Here is an 11,707-nt window from a genome sequence, read left to right on the forward strand (position 1 = left end):
CTGCCCCGGCTAGGAAGCCTTCGGCACCCTGCGAAGGACGACGGCGGCCAGGACTGCCGCCGCCGCCATCAGGACCAGCGCAATCGCCGCGGTGATGTGGACGCCGGAGTCGAAGGCGGCGGCTGCGGCATCCCTGGTCAGCTCCGCCAGCGGAGCGGGGAGGCCGGCCGCCGCTTCCACCGCCCCGGCCAGGGTTTCCCTGGCGTTGTGCAGGCCGGGGCCCGGCAGCATTTCCTCCACCCCTGCGGGCAGCCGCAGGTTTTGCTGGTAGGAGGCGGTCAGGATGGAACCCAGCAACGCCGTCCCCAGCAGGGATCCCACCTCATAGCCCGTTTCCGAGATCGCTGCAGCCGCCCCGGATTTCTCCGGTGGGGCTGAGCCCAGGATGAGATCGTTGGATATTGTTTCCGCCGTGCCGACACCCAGCGCCAGGACCAGCAGGGCTGCCAGCAGCAGCGCGGGGCCGCCGTCGTGGTTCCCGAAGGCAACCATGCTGTAGCCCGCGGCGCTGAAAGCCAGGCCCGCCGCCACCACTGCCCCGGGACGCACCTTGCGGACCAGGGGAACCACGACCAAACCCGACACAACCGTGGCTGCCAGTGCCGGAATCATCGCGACGCCGGCGGCTGACGGGGTCATCCCTTCGAGGAGCTGGAGATGCTGGGCCAGGAACAGGATGAAGCCGTTGAAGGAGAACAGGGCGAGGATGTTGGCGCTGATGGCCATGCTGAACACGCTGTTCCCGAACAGCGACATGTCGAGCAGGGGGTGCTCCAGCCGGTGCTGGCGCCGGACGAACACGACGCCCATGGCCAGGCCGAAGAGGATGCTGCCCAGCCCGGCTGCGCCGGGACCCTCGGTGGCCAGCGCCTTGATGCCGTAAACCACCGGAACCATGACCAGCATGGAGAGCAGGATGCTGGGAATATCCACCTTCCCCGGGGCCGGGTCCTTCGATTCCGGAATAAGGGCCGGCCCACCCGCCAGCAGGGGAAGCATGAGGGGGACTGCCACCAGGAACACGGCACCCCACCAGAAGTGCTCCACCAGCCATCCGCCGAAGATCGGCCCCAGGGCCGCGCCGCCCGAGAATCCAGCGGCCCAGATGGCAACCGCAAGCCGGCGGCGGTTGGGCTGGGGAAAAATATTCCGGATCAGCGACAGCGTGGACGGCATCAGCATGGCGCCAAAGAACCCCAGGGCTGCGCGGCCGGCAATCAGCCACTCGGGCGTGGGGGCGAAGGCCGTTGCGGCTGAGAGGGCTGCGAAGCCCAGGCTGCCAATGATCAACAGCCTCCGCCGCCCGATCCGGTCACCCAGGCTGCCCATGGATACCAGCAGCCCGGCCAGCACCAGCGGGTAGGCGTCGACGATCCACAGCAGCTGCACGCCGGACGGATCCAGGGCGCGGGCAATGGCCGGGAGGGCAAAGGTCAGGGCCGTATTGTCCACTGCCACCAGCAGTACCGGAAACATCAGCAGCGCCAGGGCGGCCCAATCACGCCGGCCGGAGAGGGTCGGGCTGGTCTCCAGGGGGGTGGGTGCGGTCGTCGTCATGGAATAACTATACCGTCCAGACGGTATAGTTTGAAAGCGCGAGCATTCCGCTTTCCTGCCGGATGCCGGGCATGATGGGAAGCATGCCCCGAAAGCCTGTAGCCCGTGACGCGGTCCTTGACGCCTTCGAGTCCCTGCTGATCGAAGTGGGGGAGCGGGCTGCGACACTCGACGCCGTGGCGCGAAAGGCCGGCGTGTCGAAGGGCGGCCTCCTCTACCACTTTCCGAATAAGGAAGCGCTCATCGCAGTGCTGCTCGACCGGCTGGAAGGGCTGGCCAAGGCCGACGCCGATGCCATGGCCTCGGCCAGCGAGGGCGCCGCGGCATACTTCATCCGTTCTTCCGTCTGGGCCGACACCCCCCTGGACCGCGCCATCGTGGCCGCCACCAGGCTTGCCGAAGTGGCGCACGAAGAGACCCGCCGCCGTTTCGCGGCCATCCAGCAGCGATGGCTGGACGAAATCGCGGCCGACGTGGGGCCGGAGCTGGCCAAGGCCGTCCTCTACATGGGTGACGGGCTGTACTTCAACGCCATGCTGTCCGTGGCGCCCGCGCCGGAGGGCGGAGGGGCAGCCGACGTTGAGGAACTGCTGGCCGCGCTGGAACGGCTCCGCAGGTAGACTTCGGCATTTGCCGGGAAGGCCTGCCCCGTAGGACAATGGAAAGTTGTGAGGGCTGTCACCGGCCGTCATAAACCCACAACTTAATAGCCTTTGATCTGCGGCGGGAGAGTTCTGCCGGAAGTACAGGCAGGCGCCGTAGGAGCAAATCCTCCCCAGGAATCTCGCAGGCCCCTGTACCGCCGCGGCGAGGCGCCTCTGGAAAGCAGCAGGCAGTCATCCTTCCTCCCAGGGAGGGGCCAAAGGCTGTTGTGCTCACCGACGGTGCAAGCGGGTCCTGCCCAGGCAGGGGACGCGGAAACTCTCAGGTCCAATACAGAGCGGGGAGGAACCCGAATAGCTGTGGCGTACCCTGCGCCGCCTGAGTAAATGGAGTTCCTTGTGTCGGTTACCCCAGCCTCCACCACGTTCGTAGACCGCCATATCGGCGCGCGCCGCCAGGCCGACGTCGACACCATGCTCAAAGCCGTGGGCTACGACACGGTCGACAACTTGGTGGACACCGCGGTGCCCAAGGTCATCCGCCAGGAGACCGCCCTCCGCCTGCAGGACGCCCTCAGCGAGGTCGAAGTCCTCACCGAACTCCGTAAACTGGCGGCGAAAAACAAGACCGCCGTCCAGATGATCGGGCAGGGCTACTACGACACCGTGACTCCGCCGGTGATCCGCCGGAACATCCTGGAGTCCCCTGCCTGGTACACGGCCTACACGCCCTACCAGCCGGAAATCTCGCAGGGCCGCCTCGAGGCGCTGCTGAACTTCCAGACCATGGTGCAGGACCTGGTGGGACTGCCCATCGCCAACGCTTCCCTGCTGGATGAGGCCACCGCCGTGGCCGAGGCCGTGCTGCTGATGCGCCGCGCCAACAAGGCCAAACCCGCCGCGGACGGCAAGACCGTCCTGGACAGCGACGTGCTGCCCCAGACCATCGCCATCGTCCAGGGCCGCGCCGAGGCGCTGGGCTTCGAGGTGGAGGTGGCCGACCTGTCCCAGGGACTTCCCGATGGCGACATCAACGGCATCGTGCTGCAGCAGCCCGGCGCCTCCGGACGCGTCTGGGACCAGTCCGGCGTCATCGCCGCCGCCAAGGAGCGCGGCGCGCTGGTCACCGTTGCCGCCGATCTGCTGGCACTCACCCTGATCACGCCCCCGGGGGAGCAGGGCGCGGACATCGCCGTCGGCTCCGCCCAGCGCTTCGGTGTTCCCCTGTTCTTCGGCGGCCCGCACGCCGCCTACATGGCCGTCCGCAAGGGCTTGGAACGTTCGCTGCCCGGCCGCCTGGTGGGCGTGTCCAAGGACGACGCCGGCGTCCCCGCCTACCGCCTGGCGCTGCAGACCCGCGAGCAGCACATCCGCCGCGAAAAGGCCACGTCCAACATCTGCACCGCCCAGGCGCTCCTGGCCATCGTCGCCTCCATGTACGCGGTGTACCACGGCCCGGACGGGCTGAAGGCGATCGCCGGAACGGTGCACGGCCACGCGCGCACCCTGGCGGCCTCACTTGCCGCTGCCGGCGTGGAGGTCCTGTACCGGAGCTTCTTCGACACCCTGACCGTGCGCGTCCCCGGCCGCGCAGCAGCCCTCGTCGCCGACGCCGAGGCGCGGGGCATCAACCTGCGCCACATCGACGGCGACACGGTCGGCATCTCCCTGGATGAAACCACGACGGCGGCCATCGTCGCCCAGGTTGCCGACATCTTCGGCACCCAGGTCGCCGACGGGGACGGCTTTGCCCTCGAAGCCGCCGTTGAGCGTTCCTCCGACTACCTGCAGCACCCGGTGTTCAACACACACCGGTCCGAAACGCAGCTGCTGCGCTACATCCGCAAGCTCTCGGACCGGGACCTGGCGCTGGACCGCACCATGATCCCGCTGGGTTCGTGCACCATGAAGCTGAACGCCACCGCCGAGATGGAAGCCATCTCCTGGCCGGAGTTCGCCTCCATCCACCCCTTCGCCCCGGACTCCCAAACCGAGGGCTGGCGCGAACTCATCGCCGACCTCGAAGCCGATCTGACCGCCATCACCGGCTACGACCAGGTGTCCATCCAGCCCAACGCCGGCTCCCAGGGCGAGCTCGCCGGGCTGCTGGCGATCCGCGGCTACCACCACTCCCGCGGCGAGCAGCAGCGCAACATCTGCCTGATCCCGGCGTCCGCGCACGGCACCAACGCCGCCTCCGCCGTCCTGGCCGGCATGAAGGTCGTCGTCGTGGCCACCGCCGCGGACGGCACCATCGACCACGATGACCTGACGGCCAAGATCGAGGCCAACAAGGACGCCTTGTCCTGCATCATGATCACCTATCCCTCAACCCATGGGGTCTATGACGGGGATGTCCGGGACGTCTGCGACGCAGTCCACGCCGCGGGCGGCCAGGTGTACATCGACGGCGCCAACCTGAACGCCCTGGTGGGCCTGGCGCAGCCGGGCCAGTTCGGCGGCGACGTCTCGCACCTGAACCTGCACAAGACCTTCTGCATCCCGCACGGCGGCGGCGGACCCGGCGTCGGCCCGGTCGCTGCCAAGGCGCACCTGGCACCATTCATGCCCGGCGACGCCAACAAGGCCGTGCACGAGGCAGGACACGGCGTCGCGATCAGTGCGTCCCGCTTCGGCTCCGCCGGGGTGCTGCCAATTTCGTGGGCCTACGTGAAGCTGATGGGCGGCGAGGGCCTGACCGAGGCCACCAAGTCCGCGCTGCTCGCCGCGAACTACGTCGCGTCCCGCCTGAACGAATACTTCCCGGTCCTGTACACCGGCGAGGGCGGCCTGGTGGCGCACGAGTGCATCCTGGACCTGCGCGAACTCACCGCGAAGACCGGGGTCACGGCCGAGGACGTGGCCAAGCGGCTGATCGACTTCGGCTTCCACGCCCCCACCCTGTCCTTCCCCGTCGCCGGCACGCTGATGGTGGAGCCCACCGAATCCGAGGACCTCGCCGAAATCGACCGCTTCATCGACGCCATGATCAGCATCCGCAAGGAAATCGACCAGGTGGCCAACGGGGACTTCGCCGTGACGGACTCACCCCTGCGCCACGCACCCCACACGGCAGCCGCCGTCGTCAGCTCCGACTGGGACCGCGCCTACCCGCGCGAGCAGGCCGCCTTCCCCGCCCACCACAAACAGGACAAGTACTTCCCGCCCGTGGGACGCATCGACGGCGCGGCCGGCGACCGGAACCTCATCTGCTCCTGCCCGCCGCTTTCCGAGTTCGAGAACTGAGCCACCCCATGACTGCGAAATATACGGCCCTCTACAACGAACACCAGAAGCTTGGCGCCTCCTTCACGGACTTCGGCGGCTGGCAGATGCCGCTCAAGTACAGCTCGGAACTGGCTGAGCACCACGCCGTCCGCAAGGCTGCGGGGCTGTTCGACCTCTCCCACATGGGCGAAGTCTGGGTCACCGGCCCGGATGCCGCTGCTTTCCTGGACTACGCCCTGGTGGGGAAGATCTCCGCCATGGCGGTGGGCAAGGCGAAGTATTCGCTGATCTGCAACACGGACGGCGGCATCATCGACGACCTGATCGTCTACCGCCGTCCGGCGGCCGAAGACGGCACCGACGTCTTCCTCGTGGTGCCCAACGCGGGCAAAGCCGGGACGGTCGCCCGTGAACTGCTGGAGCGGGCCTCAGGCTTCAATGCACTGGTGGACGATGCTTCAGGCCGCACGTCCCTCATCGCGGTCCAGGGACCACTGGCCCAGGAGCTCCTGCTGCGCCTGGTCCCGGCCGCGCAGCACCCGATGGTGACCGAGCTGAAGTACTACGCCGCCGTCGAGGTTCCGTTCCTGGTGGGCGGCACTGGCAAGGAACTGCTGCTCGCCCGCACCGGCTATACCGGCGAGGACGGGTTCGAAATCTTTGTGGACAACGACGACGCCCCCGCGCTGTGGCAGGCACTGCTCGCCATCGCAGAGGACGGGGAGCTGGCCCCGGCCGGCCTCGCGTCGCGGGACTCCCTGCGCCTTGAGGCCGGCATGCCGCTCTACGGCAACGAACTGTCGCTGCAGGGCGACCCGTTCAGCGCCGGACTTGGCGCCGTCGTCGCGCTCTCCAAGGAAGGCGACTTTGTTGGCAAAGCCGCCCTCGCCGCGAAAAAGGAAGCGGGCGCCGGAAGCACCACCGGCCGCCGCCTCGTGGGACTCAAAGGCAAGGGCCGGCGCGCAGGGCGCGCCCACTATCCGGTCCTCAAGGAAGGCGCCGCCGTCGGCGAAGTCACCTCCGGCCAGCCCTCGCCCACCCTCGGCTACCCCATCGCCATGGCCTACGTCGACGTCGACCACTCGGCACCTGGCACAGCCCTGGACATCGATCTCCGCGGCAAGGCAGAGCCCTTCGAAGTCGTCGACCTCCCGTTCTACAAGCGCCTCAAGTAGTCCCAAAGCCGGTGTTCGAGCTTGTCGAAATCCCATGGCTCACCTTCGGGACCGGCGGACCGGACATTTTCACGCGTGCTGCTCGTTCCTCGCTTTGACGCACGCTTTCGAAAAGTCCGGCTCCGCCGGCCCCTCGTGGGCGTGTCGCCCTGGACGTGCGTTGGCGACTGGGCGGATTCCGGAGACGTGCTTCCCACCGTCCCCCTAACCTCGCAAGCTCGGCCAGGGAACGCGGACGGCGTGGGCCCCGAGCACGCGGAGGAATTCGGTCAGGCGGGCACCCAACCCGGCCACTGCGTCACGTCCGCTTAGCGGGCGTCTTCGCGACCGAGCCCGCAGAGGATGTCCTGCCCGCTCCACCCCAGCCACTCAGAGTGACTCGAACCAGAGTTTTAGTTAGGAATTGTCATGGCAGTCGGAGTGTTCGATCTGTTTTCTATTGGTATTGGCCCTTCGTCGTCGCATACTGTGGGGCCGATGCGGGCTGCTGCTGTGTTTGCTGAGGAGTTGAAGGCCTCGGGGAAGCTCGGGGCTGTGGTGTCGTTGCGGGTGGATCTGTATGGGTCGTTGGCCGCGACGGGGCATGGGCACGGGACGATGACGGCGGTGCTGTTGGGGTTGGAGGGCTATCATCCGGAGCTGATTCTGCCGGAAGAGGTGGAGGAGCGGCTGGCCTCGATCGCGGAGACCGGGGTGCTGAACCTGGCCGGGGCGGTGCCGTTGCCGTACGGGGTGAAGGACATGGTGCTGCGGCCCTTGACGGTCCTGCCCCGGCACACGAACGGGATGACGTTCACCGTCACCGACGCCGGGGGAAACGTGGTGCATGCGGCGACGTTTTTCTCGGTCGGGGGCGGGTTCATTGTCCGTGAGGGTGAGGAGGACGCGGCGCAGCAGGAACTGGAGGCGTCCAAGCAGGAGTTGCCGCTGCCGTTCAGGACCGCGGCGGAGCTGCTGGAGCATTGCGCGGTGACCGGGCTGGGCATCGCGGACGTGATGTTCGTGAATGAGAAGGCTTCCCGGTCCGGGGAGCAGATCCGGGCCGGGTTGCTGCAGATCTGGGCGGTGATGGAGGCGTGCGTGGCCACGTCGTTGAAACGGGACGGGGTGCTGCCGGGCGGGTTGAAGGTCCGCCGCCGCGCGCCGGACTGGTTTGAGCGGTTGAAGAAGGAATGCGCGGACGGGCGGGACGTGGATCCGGATGCTGCGTGGGATGCGGGGCCGTTCGATCCCAGGTATTGGCAGGAGTGGGTTAACTTGGTGGCGTTGGCGGTGAATGAGGAGAACGCGTCCGGCGGCCGGGTGGTCACGGCCCCGACCAACGGGGCGGCCGGGATCATTCCCGCGGTGTTGTTCTATGCCCTGCATTTCGCGCCGGGCATGGAGAAGGCCGCCCGGGCGGACCGGGAGGATGTGGTGGTGCGGTTCCTGCTCGCGGCCGGGGCGGTGGGGGTGCTGTATAAGGAACAGGCCTCGATTTCCGGGGCCGAGGTCGGCTGCCAGGGCGAGGTCGGTTCGGCGTCCTCGATGGCCGCCGCGGGGTTGGCGGAGGTGATGGGCGGGTCCCCGGCGCAGGTGGAGAACGCCGCGGAAATCGCGATGGAACACAACCTGGGCCTGACCTGCGACCCGATCGGCGGGCTGGTCCAGGTCCCCTGCATCGAGCGGAACGCGATCGCCGCCGCGAAAGCGATCAACGCCGCGAAAATGGCGCTCTGGGGCGACGGCACCCACCGCGTGTCCCTCGACGAAGTCATCATCACCATGCGCGAAACCGGCAAGGACATGAGCGACAAATACAAGGAAACCGCCATGGGCGGCCTGGCCGTCAACGTCGTCGAGTGCTGACAACCCCTCCAAATGGCGGCACGGCGGACTGAGCCGCCTTCCTGCCGCCGTCCGGCCGGCCTAGTTGTGCACGGCTGCCCACCAGTTCAGGCTCGCAGCGAAGACGAGCCATGAGACATACGGCAGCAGCAGCAGGCCGGCCGTCCGGCTGATCGGGCCGAAGTACATCACCGTCAACGCGACCGCGGCAATCAACACCAGGATGATGGCCAGGCCCAGCCACAGGGCCGCCGTGCCGAGGGGTGGATAGAGGGCGAAAAACGCCGGCGTCCAGGCGAGGTTGAGGACCAGCTGGATGGCGTATACGGTCATGGCCCGGCGGGTCATGCTGCTCCGTTGGCGCCAGACCAGCCAGGCGGCCACAGCCATCGCGGTGTACAGAACAGTCCAGACCGGTCCAAAAACGAAATTGGGCGGGGTCCAGGGGGCCTTGTCAGCCGACGCATACCAACCGTTCACGTTTGCTGCGGACGCCAGGCCGCCCAGGCCTGCCACCAGCAGGGACGCCACCAGGAACCCGGCAAGAGCCGCCGCCTGGACACCTGGACTGTAGGGCCGCCCGCTCTTCACGTCTGTACCGCTCTGTTCCTGGTCCGGCCTCATACCCCCACCCTTGTTGAATGCCATGAGCCGCGTCAAGGTGGCATTCGGCCTGTCCCTGGCGCCATGCCAGGCAGGCCCGGAGAAGGGGCTGGCATCGCTGAGGCTTTAGACTTGAGGCTGCATGTCCGCACGCATCCAGAACCAACGAAACCGCGCACACACCCGATTGGACACGGCCCCCTTGCGAGAATTCACCGCACGTTTTGCCACAGCCGAGGAAATTGAGAACTGGGACAAGCACGTCACGGCCAACCCGAACGGCGGCAACATGCTGCAGTCTGCCGCCTACGCATCAGTGAAGAACGGAAGCGGCTGGAAAGTCCGGTTCCTGGTGCTGGAAGGCCACGGTACCGCCAGCTATAACCTGGTGCTGGAGAAGACGTTCCCCGTCCTGGGGCGGCTGTGGTACCTCATCAAGGGCCCCGACGTCGCGGATGCAGCTGACCTGGGGCCTGCCCTCGAAGCATGCGCAGCCTTTGTCCGCAGCCAGAAGCTGAAGGTCTTCACCATCAAGGTGGAACCGGACATCATCGACTCCGATGAAGCCCGGCAGGCACTCCTTGCAGCCGGCTTCGTCAAGGCCCCGAACATCCAGTCCAACGACTCCACCGCGCTGCTGGACATCTCAGGGCCGGAGGAAGAGGTGTTCAAAGCCATTTCCTCCCGTGCGCGGAACGCAGTCCGGCGCGCGGAACGGGAGGGTTGCCAGGTGGTCCGGCAGGAGCAGGGCCCGGAAACCTATCGGGCCCTCTACGACCTGATGGCTGACACCGTCAGCGCCAAGGGTTCCATGCCCCTCCGCAGCTATGAGTACTACGCACGGTTCTGGGACGAGTTCTGCAACCGCGGCCAGGGCAACTTCTTCTTCGTGTACGAAGACGGCAAACCCAGCGTGGGCGCCTTCGTCATCAACTATGGCGCCAAGGCAACCTACAAGGACGGCGGCTCCACCCAGAACCGCAAGCAGTACGGGGACTCGCACCTGGTGCAGTGGACCGCGATCCGCCGTATGCAGGAACTGGGCTGTACCGAGTACGACTTCTGCGGCACCCCGCCAGCGGCCCGTATCAAGGACAAGACCCACAACCTCTACGGCATGGGCATGTTCAAGACCAGCTTCACGAAGACCGTCACTGACTTCGTGGGGTGCCACGACTACGTCCTGTCCCCGCTCCGGCACCGGCTGTGGGTCAAGGGCGGAGAAAAAGTGTTCCGCCGGATCGAAACCGCCCGGACCGGGCAGCAGTTCTACTGACCTCCGCCGCCAACTAAACCAACGCGCCTGCCGGCCTGCACCCACGGGTGCGGCCGGGGCATGAATACCGTCCGTCCAGCGCCTGCCCCAGGCTGCGAAGAGCCAGAAGAAGGTAACCCCTTGAATCCAGATTCCGCCGCCGGCGGGCTTGAATATGCCAACCTCAGTGACGCCGAATTTGAAGCCTTCGCGCTGAAGCACCCCCAGAACAGCTTCCTGCAGTCCATCGACTTTGCCCGCTTCCAGCGCGCCCGCGGCCAGCAGGTGGAGCTTTTCGGAGTGAAACGCGACGGCGAACTCGTGGCCGCAGGGAAGCTCAACTACACCACCACCCGGCTGGGCTACACCGTTTGCGAATGTGCCAAGGGTCCCCTCATGGACTATGCGGACCGTGACCTGGTGCGCGCCGTCGTCGAACTTCTCCGCAAACATGCGGCAGGGCGTAAAGCCGCTGAACTGAGGATCTCACCGAACCTTCGGTACATTGCACGGGACGCCGACGGCGCCGAACACCCCGAAATCGAGGACAACAGGCCGCTTGTTGCGGACCTGGAACGCCTGGGATTCCGCCACCAGGGTTTGGACATGAACTTCGTCAACGTGAACTGGATGTTCGTCAAGAACCTCGTGGGCATCCAGGACGCCGAAGAACTGATCATGGGCACCAGCTACCGGACCCGGAAAGCCATCCGCAAGGCCGAAAAAAACGGCGTCTTCCTGGAACAGGCCACCCTGGACACCCTGGATGACTTCTACGGCGCTCTGAGCCGGGCCGGGGACGAAAAAGGCTTCGTCTACCGCGAACGCGACTACTACGAGCACCTGCTGCGCACCACTTCCAGCGAATTCACCAAGCTGATGATGGCCAAGATCGACATCCCGGCCTACCGCAAATCCATCACCGAACGCCTGGCCGCGGAATCAGCCACCGCCGCCGACCTCCGCCGCGACGTCGAGGAGACCGGCAGCAAGAAGAAGGCCAACCGGCTCAAGGTGGTCCAGGACCTGGTGGACAGCTACCAGCGCAGCCTGAAGGACATCGAAAGGTTCCCCGATTCGGTGGGTACCGCCACCGTGGCCGCGATCCACTTTGTCTGCTACGGCGATGAGGTGGTGTGCGTCATCGGCGGCACCGTCCAGGACTACATCTACTTCAACGGCGCAACGTCCCTGTACTGGGGCATGATGCTGCACGCACTCGAGAAGGGGTACCCCCGGTACAACTTCTACGGCACCTTCGGCATCTCCGGACAGGACGAGGAAGGACACGGCGGCTACGAATTCAAGAAGGGATTCGGCGGCGAAGTGGTCCAGCTGGTGGGGGACTTCGTCCTCCCGGTACGGCCCGGTGCGTTCCACGCCAACCGGCTCGCCAGGTCCGCGGCGGCAGCCGCCCGCACCCTGCTGGGCAAGCTGCCGCTGAAACGTGCAGCCTGACC

8 protein-coding genes and 1 riboswitch are annotated in these 11,707 nt (G+C 66.6%); of the genes, 6 read left to right on the forward strand and 2 right to left on the reverse strand.

Annotation, left to right across the window (positions count from 1 at the left end; genetic code table 11):
- Positions 1–9: 9 nt before the first annotated feature.
- Positions 10–1,557 (reverse strand): MFS transporter, encoded by a 1,548-nt coding sequence (locus RM50_RS07510; protein WP_043451388.1) that lies wholly within the window; start codon positions 1,555–1,557, stop codon positions 10–12.
- A gap of 83 nt (positions 1,558–1,640) precedes the next feature.
- Between RM50_RS07510 and RM50_RS07515 the strand changes: the two genes are divergently transcribed.
- The 4 genes from RM50_RS07515 (at position 1,641) to RM50_RS07530 (ending at position 8,410) form a co-directional block, all read left to right on the forward strand.
- The gene (locus RM50_RS07515; RefSeq protein WP_043451711.1) at positions 1,641–2,177 is read left to right on the forward strand and encodes a TetR/AcrR family transcriptional regulator; all 537 of its coding nucleotides are present in this window, start codon (positions 1,641–1,643) and stop codon (positions 2,175–2,177) included.
- A 94-nt stretch (positions 2,178–2,271) separates the two neighbouring features.
- Positions 2,272–2,369, forward strand: a riboswitch (glycine riboswitch).
- Positions 2,370–2,558: 189 nt separating this feature from the next.
- Complete coding sequence (gene gcvP, locus RM50_RS07520) at positions 2,559–5,405, forward strand: aminomethyl-transferring glycine dehydrogenase (protein ID WP_043451390.1); 2,847 nt, start codon at positions 2,559–2,561, stop codon at positions 5,403–5,405.
- Positions 5,406–5,413: 8 nt separating this feature from the next.
- Positions 5,414–6,562 (forward strand): glycine cleavage system aminomethyltransferase GcvT, encoded by a 1,149-nt coding sequence (gene gcvT / locus RM50_RS07525; protein ID WP_043451393.1) that lies wholly within the window; start codon positions 5,414–5,416, stop codon positions 6,560–6,562.
- A gap of 408 nt (positions 6,563–6,970) precedes the next feature.
- A complete protein-coding gene (locus tag RM50_RS07530; RefSeq protein WP_043451395.1) occupies positions 6,971–8,410 on the forward strand; it encodes an L-serine ammonia-lyase in 1,440 nt (479 codons plus the stop codon).
- Positions 8,411–8,470: 60 nt separating this feature from the next.
- On the opposite strand, the gene RM50_RS07535 is transcribed toward RM50_RS07530, so the two are convergent.
- Positions 8,471–9,013 carry a TspO/MBR family protein gene (locus RM50_RS07535; protein ID WP_043451396.1) on the reverse strand — a complete coding sequence of 181 codons (543 nt, stop codon included), beginning with the start codon at positions 9,011–9,013 and terminating at the stop codon, positions 8,471–8,473.
- Between the two features lie 121 nt (positions 9,014–9,134).
- On the opposite strand from RM50_RS07535, the gene RM50_RS07540 reads away from it, so the two are divergent.
- Positions 9,135–10,268, forward strand: a complete 1,134-nt coding sequence (locus RM50_RS07540; protein WP_082007010.1) for a lipid II:glycine glycyltransferase FemX — start codon at positions 9,135–9,137, stop codon at positions 10,266–10,268.
- Between the two features lie 120 nt (positions 10,269–10,388).
- Positions 10,389–11,705 (forward strand): peptidoglycan bridge formation glycyltransferase FemA/FemB family protein, encoded by a 1,317-nt coding sequence (locus RM50_RS07545; protein ID WP_043451400.1) that lies wholly within the window; start codon positions 10,389–10,391, stop codon positions 11,703–11,705.
- Positions 11,706–11,707: the final 2 nt, after the last annotated feature.

This window comes from Pseudarthrobacter phenanthrenivorans (assembly GCF_000813845.1).
Classification (GTDB): Bacteria; Actinomycetota; Actinomycetes; order Actinomycetales; family Micrococcaceae; genus Arthrobacter; species Arthrobacter phenanthrenivorans_B.

Coding starts and splice junctions, on each gene's coding strand:
- RM50_RS07510 (WP_043451388.1), bottom strand. CDS start 1,557: ATGACGACGACCGCACCCACCCCCCTGGAGACCAGCCCGACCCTCTCC.
- RM50_RS07515 (WP_043451711.1), top strand. CDS start 1,641: ATGCCCCGAAAGCCTGTAGCCCGTGACGCGGTCCTTGACGCCTTCGAG.
- gcvT (WP_043451393.1), top strand. CDS start 5,414: ATGACTGCGAAATATACGGCCCTCTACAACGAACACCAGAAGCTTGGC.
- RM50_RS07530 (WP_043451395.1), top strand. CDS start 6,971: ATGGCAGTCGGAGTGTTCGATCTGTTTTCTATTGGTATTGGCCCTTCG.
- RM50_RS07535 (WP_043451396.1), bottom strand. CDS start 9,013: ATGAGGCCGGACCAGGAACAGAGCGGTACAGACGTGAAGAGCGGGCGG.
- RM50_RS07540 (WP_082007010.1), top strand. CDS start 9,135: ATGTCCGCACGCATCCAGAACCAACGAAACCGCGCACACACCCGATTG.